Raw genomic sequence first — 20825 nt, forward strand, 5'->3', positions numbered from 1 at the left:
GCGTCAGCTCTCGGGCGGACCTTCGGGCCGGTGCGCGCGACGCCCGCTCACGACGACCGGACGCCCCGCACGCTCCTGCCCGGGCAGGGGACGCGAGCGCCGTCCATAGATCAGCTCGGACGAGTCGAGCAGCCACGGCACGAGCGTGATCGACACCCCGTGCACGAGCATCAGCTGGTTGGCGAGACGACGCGAGCGCCGGTTGTGGAGGAATGTCTCCCACCAGTGCCCCACGATGTACTGCGGCAGGTAGACCGTGACCACCGACGAGCCGTGCTTCTCGCGGTACTGCGTGATGAACTGGGTCACCGGCTGAGCGAAGGACCGGAACGGCGACTCGACGATCACCAGGGGGATCGGCACGAGGTGGTCGGCCCATTCCTTCTGCAGCTGCGCGGCATCGTCGGATGCCACGGCGACGTGCACCGCCAGCGTCTTGCCGTGCTTCGCGGCGACCGCATAGTCGATGGCCTTGATGACGGGCTTCTGCAGACGGTTGACGAGCACGATCGCCAGGTCGCCCGTCGCGCCGAACTTCGTCGTGTCGTCGATCGCGATCTCGTGCTCGACGTCGCGGTAGTACCGCTTCACGCCCATCATCAGGAACGCCAACACCGGGATCGCGAAGAACACCAGGTACGCGCCGTGCGTGAACTTCGTGATCGTCACGATCAGCAGCACGGCGACGGTCATTGCGGCGCCCACCGAGTTGATGACCAGGCCGATCCTCGCCGAGCGGCGATCGGATGCCGAGGCGCCGTCGATTCCCGATCCTGACGTCTTCTCGGCCGGTCCGCGCAGGATGCGCCTCCAGTGACGCACCATGCCGATCTGCCCGAGCGAGAACGACACGAAGACGCCGATGATGTACAGCTGGATCAGCGTGGTGAGCTTCGCCTGGAACACCACCAGCACCGCGATCGCGGCGATGCCGAGCACGATCATGCCGTTCGAGAACACCAGGCGGTCACCGCGGGTGTTCAGCGCCTTGGGCGCGTATCCGTCGCGGGCCAGCACCGAGCCGAGCAGCGGGAAGCCGTTGAAGGCGGTGTTGGCCGCCAGCAGCAGCACGCACGCCGTCGCGGCCTGAATGATGAAGAACAGGATGCTGCCGCCGCCGAACGTCGCCGAGGCGATCTGCGCCATCAGGCTCGGCTGCGGGTTCGAGCAGTCGAAGCCGATCAGGTCGCAGGGGTTCTCGGCGTAGTGCACCCCGGTGATCAGCGCGAGTGCGGTGAGACCGGCGAAGAGGCAGGCCGCGATCGAGCCCATCAGCACGAGCGTGGTCTGCGCGTTGCGCACCTTGGGCGTGCGGAAGGCGGGCACGCCGTTCGACACCGCCTCGACGCCGGTGAGGGCCGAGCATCCGCTCGAGAACGCGCGCAGAATCAGGAGGATGACCGCAGCCTGCCCGAGGTCTTCGGAGTGCACGGCGAACTCGGCGCTCGACGCCACCGGTGCATCGCCGAGGAACGTGCGGATGAGTCCCGTCACGATCATGAAGCCCACCGAGCCGATGAACACGTAGGTGGGGATGGCGAAGACGAGCGACGCCTCGCGCACCCCGCGCAGGTTCACGATGATGATGAGGATCACGAATCCGACCGCGAGCTCGACCCGCAGGGGATCGAGCCCGGGCACGGCCGAGATGATGTTGTCGACACCGGAAGCGACCGACACGGCGACCGTCAGCACGTAGTCGACCAGCAGGGCCGCCGCCACGATGACGCCGGGGATCTCGCCGAGGTTCTTCGAGGCGACCTCGTAGTCGCCGCCACCCGATGGGTAGGCCTTGATGAGCTGCCGGTAGCTGAGCACCACGACGATCAGCAGCACCACCACCGCCACCGCGACGATCGGCGTGAACGACAGGAAGGTGAGCCCGCCGATGAGCAGGATCATCACCAGCTCCTGCGGCGCATAGGCGACCGAGCTCAGCGCATCCGATGCGAAGATCGGCAACGCCATCTTCTTGGGGAGCAGCTGATCGTCGACCTGCGCACTCGTCAGCGGGTCGCCGATCAGGATGCGCTTCACGCGAGGAGGAGCGTCGGTGTTGCCGCGGGTTTCTTCTGACACGTCGGGCGACATTACGCCCGCAAACGGCTTCCTCACGCGTTCCTCACGGAATCCCTACGGGTGCTCGAGCGTCCCTAACGGAATCCTCACGGGCCACTGTCGAGACCCGTCAGGTCAATCCTGATGAGGGCGGGGCATGTACCACTCGGTGAAGGCGGTCGCCCGCCCATCCGCATCCAGCCGGACGATCCAGAGGTTCACGTAGTCGCGCTCCGCCGGATACTTCGTGCGCCCCTCGACCACGACGAACTCGTCGTCTTCGCGCACGATCCACCAGTCGAACGACCACGTTCCCGGTTCGTCCAGGTCGTCGAGCCAGCCGGCGACGATGTCCGCCCGGCCGACGCGCGGCTCGGCGTCCGGGCTGGTGAGGTAGATCGCGTCTTCACTGAAGAGCGCGGAGATCTGCTGGGGATCGTTCGACTTCCAGGCCTCGACGTACGCCTCGGTCCACTTCTCTCCTGCGCTGGTCATGTCCTCCGTTCTAGACCCGGCCTCCGACATCGTCAAGGTTCACGACTCCATCGAAGATGCACAGCCACTTCCGATCACGGACGGATAACGTCAAGGCATGACGTCTCTTCAGGTCACCGACGACGCGATCCAGCAGACTCGGGAGCTCCGCGACGAGTTCCAGCGCTTTCTGCGCGAGTACGAGTTCGGCATGCGGGAGGTCGAGACGAAGATCGGGATCCTGCGCGACGAGTTCACCCACCATCACGCCTACAACCCGATCGAGCACGTGAAAAGCCGGTTGAAGACTCCCGACAGCATCGTCGAGAAGATCGCCCGCAAGGGGATCGCCGAGCCGGACTTCGCGCGCATCCGCTCGGAGATCACCGACATCGCGGGCGTGCGTGTGACCTGCAGCTTCGTCGCCGACGTGTATCGCCTGTTCGACCTGCTGACTGCTCAGGACGACGTGACCGTCGTCACGGTCAAGGACTACATCGCGAACCCCAAGGACAACGGATACAAGAGCCTGCACGCCATCATCGAGGTGCCGGTGTTCCTGTCGACCGGAGCTCTGTCAGTGCCGGTCGAGGTGCAGTTCCGCACGATCGCGATGGACTTCTGGGCCAGCCTCGAGCACAAGATCTATTACAAGTTCTCGAATCAGGTGCCCTCGCACCTCGTCGAGAGCCTGACCGACGCGGCCGAGGCCGCAGCCGAGCTCGACAGCCGCATGGAGCGCCTGCACCGCGAGGCACACGGGGTGCCGCAGCGCCAGCTCGCGCCGCCGCCCCCGCCGCACGTCGTGCAGGTCTGACCCGCCGCCCGCGCGATGGGTGCGCAGGCGGTTCGTTCACAATTCAGCATGAGCGCATCGAATGGGCCGGTTCTGGGGGTGTTCTGGCCGTTCGCGCGGCTTTCGTGCTGAATCGTGCACGGCGGCGCACGCGAGTACCGCGGTGTGGTGCCCGCGCTACCGTGTTGCGCGCAGCCGCGCACCCCTGGGAACATCGGCAGGTGGTGAAAACGCAGCAGCCTCCGGTCTCCGACGTCGAGCGAACCCTCGTTGAGCTCCCCGGTCTCGACGATCGCGGACGCCAGCTCTGCGAGTGCGACCACGGTGACGACGAGGCGTACGCCGCCTGCGGCCGCAAGGCCAAATGGCGCGTGACCGTCGACTGCGTCTGCGGCGAGAACCACCCTCGTCGCGTCGAGATCCTGTGCTCCCGATGCCTGCGCACCCTGCGTCAGCTGCAGGACCGCGACACCATCACGGCGCGCCGCCTCTAGCGACAGCTCCCGCGCGCCCATCCGTTCGCGTCTCCGCTCCGAACAAACGCTGACCACACCGTCGGCGGTGCGAAGGAGCAGACCATGGCACAGCGCAGCAAAGGCACTCAGCGCAGCACAGGCAGACGATTCATCTTCTGGGCCGCACTCTCGGGTGTGATCAGCGGGGCCGTCTTCCTCGCCACCGCCGAGCTGTTCGCGCTGATCTTCGCGCGCTCAGCGAGTCCGATACTCGCGGTCGGCGGGTTCGTGATCGACATCGTGCCCCAGCCGTTCAAGGAGTTCGCGATCGCGACCTTCGGCGAGTACGACAAGATCGCGCTGCTGGTCGGTCTCGGTCTCGCGGTGGTGATCGCGTCGGCGATCGCCGGAATCCTGCAGCTGCTCCGTCCCCCGCTCGGCGTGATCGCCCTGGCGGTCGCGGGCGCGCTCTCCACCGCCGCGATCGTGACCAGGGCCGGTGTCACGGCCCTCGCCTTCCTGCCTCCCGTGCTCGGCACCATCGCAGGGTCGATCCTGATCGTCCTCCTGATCCGCCGTCTGAAAACGTGGAAGGCGTCGGCCGTTCCCGTCGCGATGACCGACCGCAAGGGCGAGGGTCTCGCGGTGACCGATCGCGAGACGGTGGGCCAGGATGCCGAGCAGCCCCCGAAGGCGATGGGGCGCCGTCAGTTCTTCATCCTCGCGGGCATCGCCAGCGCCTCAGCCGTCGTCGTCGGCCTCGCCTCGCGTGCCGTGAGCATGACCGTCGCCTCCGTCGCGACGATCCGCGACGCGCTCAAGCTGCCCGCGCCGAAGTCGACCGTCACCGTGCCGAAGGGCGCCGAGCTCGACATCCCCGGACTCAGCACGCTCTTCACTCCCAACAAGGACTTCTACCGCGTCGACACCGCACTGACCGTGCCCACGATCGACCCCAGCACCTGGCGTCTGGTGATCGACGGCATGGTCGATCAGCGGGTCGAGATGAGCTTCCAGGACATCCTCGACATGGGACTCGACGAGTATGCGATCACCCTCACCTGCGTCTCGAACGAGGTCGGCGGCGACCTCGTCGGCAACGCGAAGTGGCTCGGTGTGCCGCTGCGCGATGTGCTGAAGAAGGCCGGCGTGAAGTCGGGTGCCGACATGGTGCTCTCGAAGAGCGTCGACGGCTACACGGCGAGCACGCCCCTGTCGTCGCTGACCGACGACAACATCGACGCGATCCTGGCGGTGGGCATGAACGGCGAGCCGCTGCCGCTCGAGCACGGCTTCCCGGTGCGCATGGTCGTGCCCGGCCTGTATGGCTACGTGTCGGCGACGAAGTGGCTCACCGAGCTGAAGGTCACGACCTTCGACAAGGACGAGGCCTACTGGACACCTCGCGGATACAGCGCCGAGGCACCGATCAAGTTCGCGTCGCGCGTCGACACCCCCAAGGTGGGCCAGGCGGTCGATGCCGGGCGCATCCCGATCGCGGGTGTCGCCTGGGCGCAGACGGTCGGCATCGAGCGCGTCGAGGTGCGCATCGACGAGGGCGAATGGATGCCGGCGACGCTCTCTGCCCCGATCAACGAGAACACCTGGGTGCAGTGGTTCATGGAGTGGGATGCCACTCCCGGCACGCACTACGTCGCCGTGCGCGCGATCAACAAGAACGGCGACATGCAGATCGAAGAGCGTGCGCCGATTGCGCCGAACGGTTCGTCGGGCTGGCAGCGCTCGCTCATCCGCGTCGCGTGATGCCGGCGCGTCCGACCGGATCTCGCCCTAGTGTGGGAGCCATGACGTCGCTCCCCGCCTGCGTGATCACCGTCTCCGACCGATCCTTCGCGGGTGAACGAGAAGACCGGGGCGGCCCCATCGCGGTCGGCCTGCTGAGAGACGCCGGGTGGCACTGCCCCGATGCCGAGGTCATCGCCGATGGTGCCTCGTCGGTCGCTGACGCGCTGCGCCGGGCGGTCGCGCGCGGCGTGAAACTGATCCTGACCACCGGGGGGACCGGCGTGGGCCCGCGGGATGAGACCCCGGAGGGCACCCGTCGGGCGATCACCCGTGAGGTGCCGGGCCTCGCCGAGGAGCTGCGCCGCAGCGGTCTCGCCGACACTCCGCTGTCGGTGCTGTCTCGCGGAGTCGCCGGCATCGTCGACCCTGCCGGAGTCCTCGTGGTGAATCTTCCCGGATCCCCGCGGGCCGTGGCATCCGGGGTTCCCGTCGTGCTGACCGTCGCGAGACACGTGGTCGACCAGGTCGCGGGCGGTGACCACTCGTGAACGAGGTGCGGATCGCTGCGATCTCCGAAGAGCGTCTCGACGTCGACGCACATCTCGCCGCGGTCGATGATCCCGCCCTGGGTGGGGTCACGACGTTCATCGGTCGCGTGCGCGACAACGACCCCGATGCGACGACTGCGGTGGTCGGGCTCGAATACAGCTCGCACCCCGATGCCGAGTCGACGCTGCGACGCATCGCCGAAGAGGCTGCGGCGGATGCCGTCGGCGACGCGAGAGTGGTGGTGGCCGTGAGCCACCGCATCGGTCGACTCGATGTGGGTGATGCAGCCGTCGTGATCGCGGTCGCCGCCGAGCACCGCGCCGAGGCGTTCGAGGTGTGCCGAGCGGTGATCGAGGACATCAAGACCTCGCTGCCCGTGTGGAAGCGTCAGGTCGAGTCCGACGGCTCGACGTCGTGGAAGGGCATCGGCGGCTGAGCCGCACCCGGCATCAGCCCCCGGCGAAGGGCGGGAGCACGTCGATCAACTGCGCGTCGTCGAGAGACCGATCGTCGTCGCTGCGCACGCCGTCGACCATGACCGCGCACCGCGGCAGGATGCCGACGAGAGCCGGATGCTCCGCCACGACCGCGGCGCGCAGGGCTCCGAGCGACGTCTCATGCCGTTCTTCCGCATCGACGCCTGCCGCCTCGGCTGCGGCGGCGAAGTAGCGCACGCGAGTCATCGCGATTCTCCCTCGCGCACCCAGTCGCCCGAGCGGCCGCCCGACTTCGCGACGATGCGCACGTCTTCGATGACCACAGACCGGTCGATGCCCTTGATCATGTCGACGATCGCGAGTGCGCTCACCGAGACGGCCGTGAGCGCCTCCATCTCGACGCCCGTGCGGTCGGCGGTGCCGACGGTCGCCTCGACGTGCACGCCGTCGTCGACGATGTCGAGCTCGACGTTGGCACGGTGCACGCCGATCACGTGGGCGAGGGGCAGCAGGGTAGGGGTCGACTTGGCGGCCTGGATGCCGGCGATGCGAGCGACTGCGAGCACGTCGCCCTTGGGTGCGGTGCCGTCACGCAGGGCGGCGATCACGTCGGCGCTGCAGCGCACGAAGCCGCGCGCGGTGGCGGTGCGGACGGTCGGCTGCTTGGCGGTCACGTCGACCATGTGCGCGTGGCCGGCCGAGTCGAGATGCGTGAAGCTCATTCGACCAGCATGACATCGATCGCATCGCCGACGGCGACGGCCTCGACCTCTGCGGGCACGATCGCGAACGCGTGCGCTCTGGCGAGGCCTCCGGCGAGGTGCGAGCCCGAGCCGCCGGCGGTCGCCGGGCGCACTGTGCGGTTCGCGAGGTCGACGACCGCCGGGAGGTACTGGCGGCGGCCGGGAGGCGGCGTCCACGACGCATCGGCGGTGAAGGATGCGCGAGGGCGATGGATCTCGGTGCGACCCTGCAGTGCGAGCAGCGCCGGCCGCACGAAGACCTCGAACGACACCGTGACGCTCACGGGGTTGCCCGGCAGTCCGAACACGAGGGTGCCGGTGTCGAGCACGCCGAACGCCTGCGGTTTGCCCGGCTGCATCGCGACGCTCGCGAACTCGACCTCGCCCCGGCCGTCGAACGCTCCGCGGACGGGTTCGTAGGCGCCGGCGCTCACACCGCCCGTGAACACGATCACGTCGGCGCCGCGCTCGACCGCCGTCGCCGTGACGGTGCGCACGGCCTCGGCGTCATCGGAGACACGGGCGACGAGCACGACCTCGGCATCTGCATCGGCGACGAGGAGTTCGAGCAGGGGGCCGTTGGAATCGGGGATGCGGCCTCGGGTCGCGGTCTCGCCCGGCTCGAGCAGCTCGCTGCCGGTCGAGACGACGGCCACCCGCGGCGCTCGGGTCACCGACACGCTCTCGACCCCGGCGGCGACGGCTGCGGAGAGCTGGAAGGCACCGAGACGCTCGCCGGCGTGCACCACGGAATCTCCGGCCCGCAGGTCTGCGCCTCGGCGGCGGATGAAGGCTCCGGCAGCGGCCGGTGCGCGCAGCACCCGCACCTCGCCCAGAGAGTCAGCGAGGCCTCCCGCAGTGTCTTCGAAGGGCACGATCGCATCCGCCGCGGTCGGGGCAGGGGAGCCGGTCATGATGCGCGCGGCCTCGCCTGCCGCGAGCGGCGGGTCGTCCGACACCCCGGCGGGCAGGTCTGCGACGACACGGAGCGTGACGGGGTTCTCTTCGGATGCCGCGGCGACATCGGCCGCTCGCACCGCGAAGCCGTCCATCGCGGAGTTGTCGAAGAGGGGGATGTCGTGGGCTGCCGTCGCGGGCTCGGCGAGGGTGCGATGAGCGGCGTCGCGGATCGCCCGTGTCTCACCGGGCAGGGTGCGCACGGCGTCGAGCACGCGAGCGAGCTGCTCCTCGACCGATCGGCGGCCGCCTCCTGCGGCGCTCATGCCGACACCGCCGAGCGGATCGCGATCTCGTGCTGCCGCGAGGTGAGGGCGTCGATCATGGCGAGGCGTCCGAGCAGCGGCTCGCCCGCGCCGGTGATGAGCTTCACGACCTCGGTCGCCAGCATCCCTCCGACCTGCACGCACAGCGCACCCAGCACGCCCACTTGCGCGCAGCTCGGCGGCTCGCCCTCGGTGCCGAGTGGGAAGAGGTCGGTCAGCACGACCGGATCGCTCTCGGGCGGGTTCGACCAGAACACGGTGGCCTGTGCGTGCCACTCCTGCACGGCTCCCCAGACGAGAGGGATGCCGAGGGCCTCGGTCGCGGCCGCGACGTCGCGGCGGGTGGCGAAGGAGTCGCTCGTGTCGACCACGATGTCGGCGCCGGCGAACAGGCGCTCGGCATTCTCAGAGTCGAGTCGCTCAGTGGCGAGCAGCACGTCGGCGTCGGGCGACAGGGCGGTGATCGCGCGGGCGGCGGAGGCGGTCTTGGGGCGGCCGATGTCTTCGACGCGGTGCGCGAGCTGCCGCTGCAGATTCGTCAGTTCGACCACGTCGTCGTCGATCACGGTGATGGTGCCGATGCCGGCGGCTGCCAGCGCGAGCAGCACGGGGGAGCCGACGCCGCCGGCACCGACGACCGCGACGTGGGCGGCCGAGAGCCGGCGCTGCCCCTCTTCGCCGATGCCCGCGAGCACGGCGTGCCGGGCGGTGCGGACGAGCTCTGCCGGATCGAGGGCGGGTGCGGGTGCGACGAGCGGCTGCATGGCACCAGGCTATGCCCGGCGTGCGACGTCGCGGTGAAGTCAGCGAGATTCGTCGACGTCGGAGAGTGGACGAGAGCGCGCCAGGGTGTCGTGCTCCGCATATGCGGTTTATTGTGGCCGCAGTATCCGCGTTCACGGTAATGTTCACGCATGCAGACCTTTCGAATCGCCCGGGCCGCGCAGCTGCTCGGCGTGAGTGACGACACCGTCCGGCGTTGGGTAGATCAGGGACTGCTGCCGACGACCGACGCGGTGCCCGCCGAGATCCCCGGCGATGCCCTCGCAGCGCGAGCAGTCGAGCTGGCCGATGAGGCGCACGAATCCGGCGACGCCCACTCGAGCGCCCGCAACCGCTTCGTCGGCATCGTGACCCGCGTGCAGATCGACGGGCTGATGGCGCAGGTCGACCTGCAGTCCGGTCCGCATCGCGTCGTCTCCCTCATGTCGGCCGAGGCGGCACGCGATCTGCACCTCGAGGTGGGTTCTCTGGCCACGGCATCCGTCAAGGCGACGCAGGTCGTCGTCGAAGTGCCGAAGGTCTGACATGCGTCGCACACCGCGCCGAACCATCGCGATCGCACTGGCTGCCGCCGCCCTGGCGCTGGCCGGGTGCGCAGCCGAGTCACCGACGCCCGCTGGCACTGATGGGGCGTCCGGGGGTGCAGTGAGCGGCGATCTCACGGTGTATGCCGCCGCGTCGCTGTCCGGCGCCTTCGACGAGATCGGCGACGCGTTCGAGCAGGAGAATCCCGACGTGCGGTTCACCGGCGTGTACGACGGCTCGTCGACGCTGGTCACCCAGCTGCTCGAGGGCGCCCCCGCTGATGTGTTCGCCTCGGCCGACGAGGCCAACATGCGCAAGCTCGAGGATGCTGCGGTCGACCCCACCCTGTTCGCCTCCAACACTCTCGTGATCGCCGTGCCGACGGGCAACCCCGGCGGCGTGAAGACCCTCGACGACCTGGCCGACGTCACCACAGTGCTGTGCGCCCCCGAGGTTCCGTGCGGTGCGGCATCCGCCACGCTGCTCTCGAACGCGGGCGTCACGGTCGCTGCGGCGAGCCTCGAGCAGAACGTCACGGCGGTGCTCACCAAGGTCGCGGCCGGCGAGGCGGACGCCGGGCTCGTCTACGCGACGGACGTGGTCGGCCGCGACGATGTCGAGGCGATCGTGCCCGACGGTGCCGACGAGGTCGTCAACCACTATCCGATCGCAGCGCTGTCCGAGGCATCGAACTCTGCGGGGGCTGAGGAGTTCGTAGCCTTCGTGCTCTCGGACGAGGGCCAGCGGATCCTCGCCGACCACGGTTTCGGGGCTCCGTGAGCGCTGCGGTCTCGCACGGATACGCTCCGCGCACGCTGGCGATCCCGGCTCTGATCGGCTTGGCGTTCCTCATCCTGCCGCTCGCGGCTCTCGTCGCCCGCGTCGAGTGGTCGACCTTCATCTCCGACGTGACGTCGGAGGCCGCACGCTCGGCGCTGCTGCTCTCGCTCGGCACAGGTCTCATCGCCACCGTGCTCTGCATCGTGATCGGAGTGCCACTGGCTCTGACGATCGCCCGTTCGGGCCCGCGTCTCGCCGCCGTGCTGCGGGCCGCCGTCACCGTTCCGCTCGTGCTGCCGCCCATGGTCGGCGGCGTCGCGCTGCTCTACCTGTTCGGACGAGCGGGGTGGTTCGGCGGCCTCGGCCTCTCGTTCAGCACTCCGGCCGTCGTGCTCGCGCAGACCTTCGTGGCGCTGCCCTTCCTGGTGCTGGCCGTCGAAGGGGCCGTGCGCACCTCCGGTGTCGAGTACGAGCGCACGGCCGCGGCCCTGGGCGCCGGGCGCTGGACGATCCTGCGCCGCATCACTCTGCCCCTGGCCGCCCCCGGCATCGTCGCCGGAGTGGTGCTGTGCTTCGCTCGCGCGATCGGCGAGTTCGGGGCGACGGCGCTCTTCGCCGGCAATCGCCCCGGGGTCACGCAGACCATGCCGCTGGCGATCTACACCGCTTTCAACGGCGCAGGAGTGACGCAGGGGGCCGCAGTCGCTCTCGCGCTTCTGCTGCTCGTCACGGCGATCCTCGTGCTGCTGCTCGTGCGCGGCTGGCGGCCGGGGGCGGCGCGATGACCGGCGCAGAGGGGCTTCGGGCTCACGTCGTCGTGCAGCGAGAGCACTTCGTCGTCGACGTCTCGCTGCAGGTGCCCGCCGGTGCGACCGTGGCCGTGATGGGTCCGAGCGGCGCGGGAAAGTCGACGCTGCTGCAGGCGATCGCCGGGCTCCAGCCGCTCGATGCCGGAGAGATCGCGGTCGAGGGACGCGTCGTCGATCGTGTCGAGAAGCCGCGAGTGCGGACCGAGCCGATGGCCCGCGGCATCGTGCTGCTGGGGCAGAAGCCCCGGCTGTTCCCCCACCTCTCGGTCGGCGAGAACGTCGCCTTCGGTCCGCGCGCTGCGGGTGTCGACGCGCGCGCGGCCCGTGCGGGTGCCGACGACTGGCTCGACCGCGTCGGGCTCCCCGGCTCCGGAGATCGGATGCCGCACGAGCTGTCAGGCGGCGAGCAGCAGCGCGTCGCCGTCGCTCGTGCGCTCGCCGCATCCCCTCGCGTCGTCCTGCTCGACGAGCCGCTCGTCGCCCTCGACCCCGAGACCGCGGGCGACATCAGGCGGATGCTGCGCGATCAGCTCGCTTCGACCACCACCGTCGCCGTCACGCACGACGCTGCGGATGCCGTCGCCCTGGCTGAGCACCTCGTTGTGGTCGAAGCAGGCGTCGTCACCCAGGCAGGGCCGGTGCGTGAGGTGCTCGCCGCCCCGGCATCCGGTTTCGTCGCCTCCATCGCCGGGGTCAACCGCCTGGTCGGGGTCGCGAGCGGGGGATCGTGGCGCAGCGGCGAGGCGAGGTTGACCAGCGCCGATGCCGCTTCGCGCGCGCTTGCTGCGACGGACGGCGCTGCGCTCGCCGCGGTCTTCCGCCCGGGGGATGTGCGGGTCGACGGTGGTGTCGCTGGCCCGAACGTGTGGGAGGCCGTCGTGACGCGGATCGAGCCCACGCTCGTCGGGGTGCGCGTGCACACCGACGCCGGGGCCGTCGACCTGTCGCTGACGGAAGCCGGGGGGCTGGCGATCGGCGACAGGTCGCAGCTGCGGATCGACCCGGTCCTCGTGCGATTCGTCGCCGCCTGAGGAGCGCGCGCGGTGCGGTGCGGTGCCGCGACATGGGCGACACGGCGTCGTGGGCTGCACCCCGATCGATAGCATGAGTGGCATGCGTCGATCTCGTGCTGCTGCAGTGCTCCTTGTGGCCGGAATTCTCCTGCTCACCGCCTGCGGACCAGATGACCAGCCGGTGAGTTCGGAGAGCGCACCCGCGACGGTCGCTCCTCTGGACGATCCACAGGCGCCTGCGGTCGAGCGGAGTCTCGGTGAGTTCCGCGAAGAGGTCCCCGAACTCTCAGATCTGCCACTCGAGCAGATCGAGGGACTCACGATCCAGCAGAATGATCGGTTGTGGATCCTCGGATCCAGTGAAGGTTCCGACCCGGGCGCTGCTCTGCACGACGCAATCGTGGGCGAGTTCGGTGAGTTCCCGGAGTCCGATCAGACGACGGTCGACGGCGGCACCGTGTATCAGACGACCGTCGTCCCCGATGGTCGCGCGATCGAGCTGACCCTCAACGATCTGAGGGGCGAGGCGTTCCTGCTCTCCGTGCTTCTCGAGGACTAGATCGCGCCATGCTCGACGCCGCTCCGCGACCTGGCAATATGCCGGTCGTCGCGCCAGACGGACCCCGGCACCGAACGCGCGGGTAGTCTCGGAACATGTCGGGGAGTGGGGAAGCGCGATGACGGCCGTGCCGGTCGTGATCGGTGTGCGCTCGCCGAATCCCGTGATCGCCGCCGATGCGGCGTCCGCATCGCAGGGCCTCGTCGACACACACGGCCGAGTCCACCGCGATCTGCGCATCTCGCTGACGGACCGCTGCTCGCTGCGATGCACGTACTGCATGCCCGAGCAGGGCAACGAATGGCTCGCGCGCACCAGCATCCTGTCGACTGAGGAGATCGTCGAGGTCGCCCAGGTCGCGGCATCCCTCGGCATCCGCACCTTCCGCCTCACGGGTGGTGAACCGCTGCTGCGCGCCGACATCGTCGAGGTCGTGCGTCGGGTCTCCGCGATCGAGGGCGAGGACGGCCCTGTCGAGGTCGCGATGACCACGAATGGCATCACGCTCGCGAAGCACCTGCCTGCGCTGATCGAGGCCGGCCTCACGCGCCTGAACATCAGCATCGACACCGTCGACCGTCAGCGCTTCGCCGACCTCACTCGGCGCGATCGGATCGACGACGTGTTCGAGGGCATCGCGGCAGCGGCGGCATCCGAGCTCCGTCCGCTCAAGCTCAACACCGTCGCCATGCGCGGCGTCAACGACGACGAGCTGCCCGATCTGGTCGCGTTCGCGATGGAGGTCGGCGCGCAGCTGCGATTCATCGAGCAGATGCCGCTCGACGCCGGGCACACATGGGATCGTGCGTCGATGGTCACGCGTGAGGAGATCCTCGAGAAGCTCGGCGCGCGGTGGAGCCTCGAGCCCGTTCCCGGACGCGGCGGAGCACCGGCCGAGAAGTGGCGCATCGACGGCGGACCGCACGAGGTCGGTGTGATCGCCTCGGTCACCGCACCCTTCTGCGGCGCGTGCGACCGGCTGCGCCTGACGGCAGACGGTCAGCTGCGCAACTGCCTGTTCTCCAACGCCGAATACGACCTGATCGGTGTGCTGCGCGGGGACGAGGCCCCCGATGCGGGTGACCGTGCGGCGGGGATCGCCGACATGCTGCGCTCGTGCGTGCACGGCAAACTGCCCGGTCACGCGATCAACGACCCGTCGTTCCTGCAGCCCGCCCGCGGCATGAACGCGATCGGCGGCTGAGGCAGCGCCTCATCGCGTTCACAATTCAGCAGAGAACGCGCGTTCCGCGGGCTCAGGGCAGGGTCGCGGCCCGGTTCCGGCCGTCCATGCTGAATTGTGAACGGCGAGAACGCGCCTCAGTCGAGGAACTCGCGCGCTGCCGCCGACAGTGCCGTGACGCCGACCTCGATCGTCGGGTGGATCTCGGGTGCGAAGAACGGCGAGTGGTTGGTCGGGATGTCCTTGTCGAGGGTGCCGGCCGCGGCTGACTCGGCGAACTTCGCGGCGTCGACGCCGCCCCAGAACCAGAACACCAGCGGCGCCCCGGTGTCTCGGGCGAACCACGAGACGTCCTCACTGCCGGTGAACATGCCGGGGTCGATGACCGCGGCCTCGCCGAGCGCGCGCTGCAGCGCCGACGTGACGCGTGCCGTGGCGTCCGCATCGTTGATCGTCGGCGGCAGGGTGTGGTCGGTGCGGATCTCGGGCTCGCGCTCTGCTCCCGATGCCGCGGCCTCGGCGCGCACTATGCGCTCGACGCTCGCGAGCACCTTGTCGCGCATCTCGTCGTTCGGGTAGCGCAGGCTGAGCTCGAGCTTCGCCTCGGAGGGGATGATGTTGTTCTTCAGACCCGCGTGGATCGAGCCGACCGTCACCACGGCGACGTCGCGCGGGTCTACCTCGCGCGACGCGATGGTCTGCAGTCGCATGACGGTCGCCGCGGCCATGACGACGGGGTCGATGGTCGAGTGCGGCCGCGAGCCGTGACCGCCGCGTCCGTGCAGCACGACGGTGAGGCCGTCGGATGCCGCCATCTGCGTGCCTGGGCGTACGCCGATCGTGCCGGCGGGCAGGGGAGTGACGTGCTGGCCCAGGACGACATCGGGGTGCGGCACGAGATCGCGCAGGCCGGCATCGAGCATGGCGCGGGACCCTGCTCCGTACTCCTCGGCGGGCTGGATCAGCACGACCACGGTGCCCGACCAGTCGGCCTTCTCAGCGACGAGCTTCTCGACCGCACCGATCATCGCGGTGACGTGCATGTCGTGACCGCAGGCGTGCATGACGGGCACGGTGTTGCCGGCGGGGTCGATTCCGGTCGCGGTGCTGGCATAGGCGAGGCCGGTCTCTTCTCCCACGGGCAGTGCATCCATGTCGGCGCGCGCCCAGACGACCGGACCCTCGCCGTTGCGCAGGATGCCGACCACGCCGGTGACGCCGATGCCCTCGTGCACCTCGAGGCCGAGATCCCGCAGGTGACCGGCGGCGATGCCGGCGGTGCGCGTCTCCTGGAACGAGAGTTCAGGGTGCTGGTGCAGGTCTGTGTAGAGCGCTTCGAGGTCGATCGTCATGGCCCCGAGCCTAGTCGTGGCGTCTAGTCGCGGCGGTACGACTCCAGTGCCGGTCCGGGGTGCAGCACACCGTTGACGATCGAGCGGATCGCGAACTCGCTCGCCTCGCCCAGGTCGAAGACGTCACGGTGCAGCAGCCACTGCAGCTGCAGCCCGTCCATCACGGCGAGGATGCTGGCCGCGGCGGTGGCCACGGTGTCGGGCTCTGTCACACCCTCCTGCGCGCACAGCAGGTGGAACGCGTCGGTGACCTCGCGCCGGAGGGTCGTGTAGCGGTCTTCGAAGTAGTCGCGACCGGGGTGGTTGTCGGTCACCGACTCCGACGACAGCACGGTGTAGGCCTGCACGATGCCGGGGCGCCGCTCGTTCGCGACCGCCGTGCGCACGAGGTGCAGGAAGAGCTCCGGCCCGCCGGGGATGTGCTTCTCGGCGAGCTCTGCGACGTCCGCCTGGTCGCGGTAGGCGAGCACCTCGAGCAGCAGCTTCTGCTTCGAGCCGAAATGGTGCAGCACGCCGGCGTGGGTGATGCCCACCTGCTCCGCGACATCGGCGAGAGTGCCGTTCGTCGACCCCTTGTTGCCGAAGATCTCGACGGCGGCTTTGAGGATCTGCTCCCGCTTCTCGCGGGTGGCAGGCCGGACGGACGTGTGAGCGACAGCATCCTTCGACATGGTCCATCCTCTTCTGCACCGAATCCTGCACTGGACGTACTTGCCAACTCTACTTACTGGCGGGTAACCTCGCACCAGCTTACTTTCTCGCCAGTAAGCGAATGCGGTCGGATGCCCGTGCACCGACAGCCACACAGCACAACGACCCGTGCCCAAGGAGAAGCAATGAAGCTCAGAAAGTCCATGATCGCTGTCGCGGCGATCTCCGCCCTCGGCGTCTCGGCCCTCGCCGGCTGCGCAGCCGGCGGATCGAACGACGGAGACGCCGGAGCAGGCGGCGCAGCCCTGACGATCGCCAAGCCCGACGGTGCGATCACCACCGAGTCGAACAACCCCTACGTCGGCGACTCGTCGGCCTCGAAGTACGGCTACGGCAAGGTCATCTTCGAGACCCTGGCCCTCGTGAACCAGACCGGCGATCGGGGGGTCACCCCCTGGCTCGCCGAGAGCATCGAGTGGAACGACGACTACACGGCCCTCACCGTCGTGCCTCGCAAGGACGTCACCTGGAGCGATGGCGAGCCCTTCACCGCCGACGACATCGTCTTCACCTACGAGCTCGTCTCGACCCCTGCGCTCGACACCGCGGGCCTCAAGTTCGAGGGCGCGACCGTCGACGGCGACGCTGTGACGCTGAACTTCGGCGAGTCGAAGTACGTGAACCAGGCCCGCGTGCTGCACGTGCCGATCGTGCCGAAGCACATCTGGGAGAACCTCGACGAGCCTGCCACCGACCCCGTCAAGGGCGACGACCTGGTCGGCACCGGTCCCTACGCGCTGTCGAACTGGTCGACCGAGTCGGTCACCCTCGAGGCGCGCGACGACTACTGGGGCGGCGACCTCGCGGTTCCCGAACTGCACTACGTCTCCTACGGCGACAACACGGCACTGACCACCGCTCTCGCACAGGGCGAGGCCGACTGGGCGCAGGCGTTCATCCCGCAGATCCAGGAGCAGTTCCTCGACGCCGACCCCGAGCACAACAAGTTCTTCGTGGCCCCGACGACCGGCTCTGCGACGCTCTTCATGAACCTGCAGCAGAAGCCGTTCGACGACGTGGCATTCCGCCAGGCCCTCGCATGGGTCATCGATCGCGACGCGTACGTCGACATCGCCCGCGAGGGTGCCAGCGAGCCGGTCTGGTCTGTGACCGGACTCTCGTCGATCCTCGAAGACGAGATCCAGCCCGAGTTCCAGGGCGAGGAGTACTCCGTCGACGCCGAGAAGGCCCGCGACCTGCTCGAGGGAGCCGGATACACCTGGAAGGACGACGCGCTGATCGACCCCGACGGCACGCCCGTCTCGTTCACGCTCTCGGTGCCCTCGGGCTGGAGCGACTGGAACACCGCGCAGGAGCTCATCGCCGAAGACGTCACCGAGGCCATCGGCGCCGAGGTCAAGATCGACATGCCCGACTGGGGCGGCTGGGCAGGACCCCGTGACGACGGCTCGTTCTCGGCCATCATCCACTGGCTCGAAGACAGCGGCACGGCCTACGGTCTCTACACGTCGACGATGGACCCGCGCTGGATCTCGCCCGAGGGCATCGCCGGATTCAACTTCGGACGCTTCGAAGACCCCGCTGCGACCGACGCGCTGAACACCTACGCCAACGCGTCGTCCGATGACGAGCGCACCGCGGCCATCACGACGCTCGAGCAGATCTTCGTCGAGCAGGTCCCGGCGATCCCGCTCGGCGCGCACCCGCTGCTCGGCGAGTACAACACCCGCAACTACGTCGGGTGGCCTTCGGAGGAGGACCCGTATGCCTCGGGTGACCCGACTCAGCAGAACATCGTGCAGATCCTCACGAAGCTGAAGCCGGCCGAGTAAGCAGTCCCGGGGGCGCGTTTCGTCTCGGTGCTTCGCTCCTCGCTCAACGACCGGTGATTCCTGGTCGTTGAGCGAGCGGAGCGAGACGAAACGCGCCCCACCCGACCGACGAAGGACCCCTCATGTCAGAACCCCTGCTCAGCGTGCGCAACTTCTCAGTCGTGTACGACGTCGATCCGCCCGTCGAGGCGGTGAAGAACGTGACGCTCGAACTGCAGCGAGGAGAGATCCTCGGCCTCGCGGGAGAGAGCGGATGCGGCAAGACCACCCTCGCCTACGGCGTGCAGCGTCTGCTGCGGGCTCCCGCCGTGATCGCGGGCGGCAGCGTGACGTTCCACGACGCATCCGGTGTCGACGTCGACATCAACGCGCTCGACGTCGATGCGATGCAGAAGTTCCGCTGGGACAAGGTCTCGATGGTGTTCCAGGGGGCGATGAACGCGCTCAACCCGGTGGCGACGATCGGCTCGCAGCTCGAGGACGTGTTCGAGATCCACCGGCCCGGCATGAATCGCAAGCAGCGCAGGGCCGAGGCCGAGGAGCTGCTCGAGATCGTCAAGGTCGGCCGTCAGCGCACGCGCTCGTTCCCGCACGAGCTGTCGGGTGGCATGCGTCAGCGGGTCATGATCGCGATGGCCCTGGCGCTGCGCCCGCAGCTGATGGTCATGGACGAGCCGACCACGGCTCTCGACGTGCTGGTGCAGCGCGAGATCCTCAAGCAGATCTCGCAGCTGCGTCACGAGTTCGGCTTCTCGGTCATCTTCATCACCCACGATCTGCCGCTGCTGCTCGAGATCAGCGACCGCATCGCGATCATGCGCGAGGGCGAGATCGTCGAGCTCGCCTCCGCCGAGCAGATCTGGACGAACCCGCAGAACGACTACACGAAGACCCTGCTGTCGTCGTTCCCCCGTCTCACCGGCGCGAGAGGAGTGCTGACCCGATGACGACTCTCGAGTTCGCCGATGTCACCAAGGTCTACAACGTCAGAGGAGCCGGTCAGCTCAAGGCTCTCGACAACGTCAGCTTCACCCTGAACTCCGGCCAGACCATCGGTCTCGTCGGTCAGTCGGGCAGCGGCAAGTCGACCATCGCGAAGATCCTCACCCAGCTCGAGACGCCCACGTCGGGCGAGGTGCGGCTCGACGGCACGCCCATTCCGCGGCGCGGCAAGGGCCTGAGGAAGTACCGTCAGCAGCTGCGCATGGTCTTCCAAGACCCGTTCGCGTCGCTCAACCCGTACCACTCGATCAGGTACCACCTCGAGCGCCCCATCCGGCTCGACGACGTCGTGCCCAAGAACGAGACCGAGGCAGAGGTGCGCCGACTGCTCGAGCGAGTGCGCCTCGATGCGGATGCCGTGATCGACCGCCGTCCGCACGAGCTCTCCGGTGGCCAGCGTCAGCGCGTCGCCATCGCCCGCGCGCTCGCCTCGCGTCCGTCACTGCTCGTCGCCGACGAGCCCGTGTCGATGCTCGACGTGTCGATCCGCCTCGGGGTGCTGAACCTGCTCGCCGACCTGCAGCGAGAAGAGGGCCTCGGAGTGCTCTACATCACCCACGACCTCGCGACCGCGCGGCACTTCAGCGACAAGATCATGGTGCTCAACCAGGGTCGCGTCGTCGAGTACGGCGATGCCGACGACGTCATCCTCAACCCGCAGGACCCCTACACGCGCGAACTGCGGGCGGCGTCTCCCGACCCCGACAAGCATTTCGCGACGACCGGCTCGCACGGAGGTGCACTGTGACCACCGCATCCCCCGATCTGGGTCAGATCGAACAGGAGAACCGCGACGCGCTCGAGGTCGGCACGACGGCGACCACCGCGCAGAAGGGGAGGAAGCTCGTGCCCTGGCGGTTCTTCGCCGGACGGGCGGGCTTCTACCTGTTCACGCTGTGGGCGGCCATCACGATCAACTTCTTCCTGCCGCGGTTCATGAAGGGCGACGCGGTCAGCTCGTACCTGGCCCGCAACCGCAACGTCAGCCCCGAGGCTGCGGAGTCGCTGCGCATCCTGCTCGGCGTCGACACCGACAAGTCGATGTGGCAGCAGTACCTCGACTACTGGGCGATGCTGTTCCGCGGCGACCTCGGCATCTCCACGCTGCACGGTCTTCGTCCGGTGACCGAGGTGCTGGCATCCGCTCTGCCGTGGACGCTCGGCCTCGTCGGAATCGCGACGATCATCTCTTTCGCGCTCGGAACGGTCGGCGGCGCGATCGTCGGCTGGAAGCGCGGCAGCAGGCTCGACGCGCTCATCCCGATCACGACGTTCTTCAACACGATCCCGTACTTCTGGCTGGGTCTGATCGCGATCGCGATCTTCTCGTCGACGCTCAAGTGGTTCCCGTCGTCGCACGCCTACGACAAGGGCCAGTCGCCCGAATGGAGCCTCGACTTCATCGGTCAGGTGATCATGCACGGCACCCTGCCGGCGGTCACGATCATCATCGCGTCGCTCGGCGGATGGATGCTGGGCATGCGCAACATGATGCTCACGGTGCTCGACGAGGACTACATCACGGTCGCGCAGGCCAAGGGCATGCCGAACAAGCGGGTGCTGTGGGCATACGCCGCCCGCAACGCCGTGCTGCCGCAGATCCAGAGCTTCGCGCTCTCGATCGGCTTCATCGTCGGCGGCACGATCGTCATGGAGATGGTCTTCAGCTACCCGGGCGTCGGCAAGCTGCTGCTGGACGCCACCAATGCGAAGGACTTCGCCCTCATGCAGGGAGTCTTCCTGGTGATCACGCTGTCGGTGCTGGTCGCCAACATCCTCGCCGACATCGTCTACGCATACCTCGACCCGCGCACGCGCCAGACGGAGGCCTGAC

The 20825-nt window shown here is 68.6% G+C and carries 23 protein-coding genes; 15 read left to right on the forward strand and 8 right to left on the reverse strand.

Annotated features, from left to right (window positions below; translation table 11 throughout):
* Nucleotides 1–3: 3 nt before the first annotated feature.
* Entirely contained in the window at nucleotides 4–2091 is a 2088-nt protein-coding gene (locus ASF87_RS08020) for an APC family permease (RefSeq protein ID WP_056375414.1), read from the reverse strand.
* 102 nt (nucleotides 2092–2193) lie between these two features.
* Nucleotides 2194–2553 carry a nuclear transport factor 2 family protein gene (locus ASF87_RS08025; protein ID WP_056375415.1) on the reverse strand — a complete coding sequence of 120 codons (360 nt, stop codon included), beginning with the start codon at nucleotides 2551–2553 and terminating at the stop codon, nucleotides 2194–2196.
* Nucleotides 2554–2650: 97 nt separating this feature from the next.
* Here ASF87_RS08025 and ASF87_RS08030 point away from each other — a divergent pair, with 97 nt between their 5' ends.
* The 5 genes from ASF87_RS08030 (at nucleotide 2651) to ASF87_RS08050 (ending at nucleotide 6514) form a co-directional block, all read left to right on the forward strand.
* Entirely contained in the window at nucleotides 2651–3349 is a 699-nt protein-coding gene (locus ASF87_RS08030; protein WP_042538139.1) for a GTP pyrophosphokinase, read from the forward strand.
* A gap of 200 nt (nucleotides 3350–3549) precedes the next feature.
* A complete protein-coding gene (locus tag ASF87_RS08035) occupies nucleotides 3550–3822 on the forward strand; it encodes a hypothetical protein (RefSeq protein WP_056375416.1) in 273 nt (90 codons plus the stop codon).
* 84 nt (nucleotides 3823–3906) lie between these two features.
* On the forward strand, nucleotides 3907–5547 hold the full coding sequence (locus ASF87_RS08040) for a molybdopterin-dependent oxidoreductase (protein ID WP_056375417.1): 1641 nt from the start codon (nucleotides 3907–3909) through the stop codon (nucleotides 5545–5547).
* Between the two features lie 41 nt (nucleotides 5548–5588).
* Entirely contained in the window at nucleotides 5589–6077 is a 489-nt protein-coding gene (locus ASF87_RS08045; protein ID WP_056375418.1) for a MogA/MoaB family molybdenum cofactor biosynthesis protein, read from the forward strand.
* Complete coding sequence (locus ASF87_RS08050; RefSeq protein WP_042538130.1) at nucleotides 6074–6514, forward strand: molybdenum cofactor biosynthesis protein MoaE; 441 nt, start codon at nucleotides 6074–6076, stop codon at nucleotides 6512–6514. The genes ASF87_RS08045 and ASF87_RS08050 overlap by 4 nt, the downstream gene beginning before the upstream one ends.
* 13 nt (nucleotides 6515–6527) lie before the next feature.
* Here the strand turns inward: ASF87_RS08050 and ASF87_RS08055 are convergent, their stop codons facing one another.
* From ASF87_RS08055 to ASF87_RS08070, 4 genes are read right to left on the reverse strand one after another with little or no spacing between them, the layout of a single operon-like run.
* Nucleotides 6528–6761: a MoaD/ThiS family protein gene (locus tag ASF87_RS08055; protein ID WP_056375419.1), complete on the reverse strand. Its 234-nt coding sequence runs from the start codon at nucleotides 6759–6761 to the stop codon at nucleotides 6528–6530.
* A complete protein-coding gene (moaC, locus tag ASF87_RS08060; RefSeq protein ID WP_056375420.1) occupies nucleotides 6758–7237 on the reverse strand; it encodes a cyclic pyranopterin monophosphate synthase MoaC in 480 nt (159 codons plus the stop codon). The genes ASF87_RS08055 and moaC overlap by 4 nt, the downstream gene beginning before the upstream one ends.
* Nucleotides 7234–8481 carry a molybdopterin molybdotransferase MoeA gene (locus ASF87_RS08065; protein WP_056375421.1) on the reverse strand — a complete coding sequence of 416 codons (1248 nt, stop codon included), beginning with the start codon at nucleotides 8479–8481 and terminating at the stop codon, nucleotides 7234–7236. Before ASF87_RS08065 ends, moaC begins: the two co-directional genes overlap by 4 nt.
* Nucleotides 8478–9245 carry a HesA/MoeB/ThiF family protein gene (locus ASF87_RS08070; RefSeq protein ID WP_056375422.1) on the reverse strand — a complete coding sequence of 256 codons (768 nt, stop codon included), beginning with the start codon at nucleotides 9243–9245 and terminating at the stop codon, nucleotides 8478–8480. Before ASF87_RS08070 ends, ASF87_RS08065 begins: the two co-directional genes overlap by 4 nt.
* A gap of 150 nt (nucleotides 9246–9395) precedes the next feature.
* Between ASF87_RS08070 and ASF87_RS08075 the strand changes: the two genes are divergently transcribed.
* The 6 genes from ASF87_RS08075 (at nucleotide 9396) to moaA (ending at nucleotide 14154) form a co-directional block, all read left to right on the forward strand.
* Nucleotides 9396–9788 carry a TOBE domain-containing protein gene (locus tag ASF87_RS08075; RefSeq protein ID WP_056375423.1) on the forward strand — a complete coding sequence of 131 codons (393 nt, stop codon included), beginning with the start codon at nucleotides 9396–9398 and terminating at the stop codon, nucleotides 9786–9788.
* 1 nt (nucleotide 9789) lies between these two features.
* Nucleotides 9790–10569 (forward strand): molybdate ABC transporter substrate-binding protein, encoded by a 780-nt coding sequence (modA, locus tag ASF87_RS08080; RefSeq protein ID WP_056375424.1) that lies wholly within the window; start codon nucleotides 9790–9792, stop codon nucleotides 10567–10569.
* Nucleotides 10566–11354 (forward strand): molybdate ABC transporter permease subunit, encoded by a 789-nt coding sequence (modB, locus tag ASF87_RS08085; RefSeq protein ID WP_056375425.1) that lies wholly within the window; start codon nucleotides 10566–10568, stop codon nucleotides 11352–11354. The genes modA and modB overlap by 4 nt, the downstream gene beginning before the upstream one ends.
* Nucleotides 11351–12409, forward strand: coding sequence for a sulfate/molybdate ABC transporter ATP-binding protein (locus ASF87_RS08090; protein WP_056375426.1), 1059 nt, complete (start codon nucleotides 11351–11353; stop codon nucleotides 12407–12409). Before modB ends, ASF87_RS08090 begins: the two co-directional genes overlap by 4 nt.
* Nucleotides 12410–12491: 82 nt before the next feature.
* Complete coding sequence (locus ASF87_RS08095) at nucleotides 12492–12950, forward strand: hypothetical protein (RefSeq protein ID WP_056375427.1); 459 nt, start codon at nucleotides 12492–12494, stop codon at nucleotides 12948–12950.
* Nucleotides 12951–13068: 118 nt separating this feature from the next.
* The gene (gene moaA, locus ASF87_RS08100) at nucleotides 13069–14154 is read left to right on the forward strand and encodes a GTP 3',8-cyclase MoaA (RefSeq protein WP_056375428.1); all 1086 of its coding nucleotides are present in this window, start codon (nucleotides 13069–13071) and stop codon (nucleotides 14152–14154) included.
* A gap of 116 nt (nucleotides 14155–14270) precedes the next feature.
* Here moaA and ASF87_RS08105 read toward each other — a convergent pair whose 3' ends face one another.
* Entirely contained in the window at nucleotides 14271–15485 is a 1215-nt protein-coding gene (locus tag ASF87_RS08105) for an amidohydrolase (RefSeq protein WP_056375429.1), read from the reverse strand.
* A gap of 23 nt (nucleotides 15486–15508) precedes the next feature.
* A complete protein-coding gene (locus ASF87_RS08110) occupies nucleotides 15509–16156 on the reverse strand; it encodes a TetR/AcrR family transcriptional regulator (protein WP_042538103.1) in 648 nt (215 codons plus the stop codon).
* A 165-nt stretch (nucleotides 16157–16321) separates the two neighbouring features.
* Between ASF87_RS08110 and ASF87_RS08115 the strand changes: the two genes are divergently transcribed.
* From ASF87_RS08115 to ASF87_RS08130, 4 genes are all read left to right on the forward strand, one after another.
* Nucleotides 16322–17989: an ABC transporter substrate-binding protein gene (locus tag ASF87_RS08115; protein WP_042538101.1), complete on the forward strand. Its 1668-nt coding sequence runs from the start codon at nucleotides 16322–16324 to the stop codon at nucleotides 17987–17989.
* Between the two features lie 122 nt (nucleotides 17990–18111).
* Entirely contained in the window at nucleotides 18112–18936 is an 825-nt protein-coding gene (locus ASF87_RS08120; RefSeq protein ID WP_056375430.1) for an ABC transporter ATP-binding protein, read from the forward strand.
* Nucleotides 18933–19739 (forward strand): ABC transporter ATP-binding protein, encoded by an 807-nt coding sequence (locus ASF87_RS08125; RefSeq protein WP_056375431.1) that lies wholly within the window; start codon nucleotides 18933–18935, stop codon nucleotides 19737–19739. Before ASF87_RS08120 ends, ASF87_RS08125 begins: the two co-directional genes overlap by 4 nt.
* Entirely contained in the window at nucleotides 19736–20824 is a 1089-nt protein-coding gene (locus ASF87_RS08130; protein ID WP_056375432.1) for an ABC transporter permease, read from the forward strand. The genes ASF87_RS08125 and ASF87_RS08130 overlap by 4 nt, the downstream gene beginning before the upstream one ends.
* Nucleotide 20825: the final 1 nt, after the last annotated feature.

It is taken from the genome of Microbacterium sp. Leaf161, from assembly GCF_001423645.1.
In the GTDB taxonomy this organism is placed as follows: Bacteria; Actinomycetota; Actinomycetes; order Actinomycetales; family Microbacteriaceae; genus Microbacterium; species Microbacterium forte.

Bases quoted from the DNA above. Each gene is read 5' to 3' on its own strand.
- ASF87_RS08095 (WP_056375427.1), top strand. From the start codon at position 12,492: ATGCGTCGATCTCGTGCTGCTGCAGTGCTCCTTGTGGCCGGAATTCTC.
- ASF87_RS08040 (WP_056375417.1), top strand. From the start codon at position 3,907: ATGGCACAGCGCAGCAAAGGCACTCAGCGCAGCACAGGCAGACGATTC.
- ASF87_RS08115 (WP_042538101.1), top strand. From the start codon at position 16,322: ATGAAGCTCAGAAAGTCCATGATCGCTGTCGCGGCGATCTCCGCCCTC.
- ASF87_RS08030 (WP_042538139.1), top strand. From the start codon at position 2,651: ATGACGTCTCTTCAGGTCACCGACGACGCGATCCAGCAGACTCGGGAG.
- ASF87_RS08025 (WP_056375415.1), bottom strand. From the start codon at position 2,553: ATGACCAGCGCAGGAGAGAAGTGGACCGAGGCGTACGTCGAGGCCTGG.
- ASF87_RS08065 (WP_056375421.1), bottom strand. From the start codon at position 8,481: ATGAGCGCCGCAGGAGGCGGCCGCCGATCGGTCGAGGAGCAGCTCGCT.
- ASF87_RS08045 (WP_056375418.1), top strand. From the start codon at position 5,589: ATGACGTCGCTCCCCGCCTGCGTGATCACCGTCTCCGACCGATCCTTC.
- ASF87_RS08070 (WP_056375422.1), bottom strand. From the start codon at position 9,245: ATGCAGCCGCTCGTCGCACCCGCACCCGCCCTCGATCCGGCAGAGCTC.
- ASF87_RS08055 (WP_056375419.1), bottom strand. From the start codon at position 6,761: ATGACTCGCGTGCGCTACTTCGCCGCCGCAGCCGAGGCGGCAGGCGTC.
- ASF87_RS08125 (WP_056375431.1), top strand. From the start codon at position 18,933: ATGACGACTCTCGAGTTCGCCGATGTCACCAAGGTCTACAACGTCAGA.
- ASF87_RS08020 (WP_056375414.1), bottom strand. From the start codon at position 2,091: ATGTCGCCCGACGTGTCAGAAGAAACCCGCGGCAACACCGACGCTCCT.
- moaC (WP_056375420.1), bottom strand. From the start codon at position 7,237: ATGAGCTTCACGCATCTCGACTCGGCCGGCCACGCGCACATGGTCGAC.
- ASF87_RS08120 (WP_056375430.1), top strand. From the start codon at position 18,112: ATGTCAGAACCCCTGCTCAGCGTGCGCAACTTCTCAGTCGTGTACGAC.
- ASF87_RS08105 (WP_056375429.1), bottom strand. From the start codon at position 15,485: ATGACGATCGACCTCGAAGCGCTCTACACAGACCTGCACCAGCACCCT.
- modA (WP_056375424.1), top strand. From the start codon at position 9,790: ATGCGTCGCACACCGCGCCGAACCATCGCGATCGCACTGGCTGCCGCC.
- ASF87_RS08075 (WP_056375423.1), top strand. From the start codon at position 9,396: ATGCAGACCTTTCGAATCGCCCGGGCCGCGCAGCTGCTCGGCGTGAGT.
- ASF87_RS08090 (WP_056375426.1), top strand. From the start codon at position 11,351: ATGACCGGCGCAGAGGGGCTTCGGGCTCACGTCGTCGTGCAGCGAGAG.
- moaA (WP_056375428.1), top strand. From the start codon at position 13,069: ATGACGGCCGTGCCGGTCGTGATCGGTGTGCGCTCGCCGAATCCCGTG.
- ASF87_RS08110 (WP_042538103.1), bottom strand. From the start codon at position 16,156: ATGTCGAAGGATGCTGTCGCTCACACGTCCGTCCGGCCTGCCACCCGC.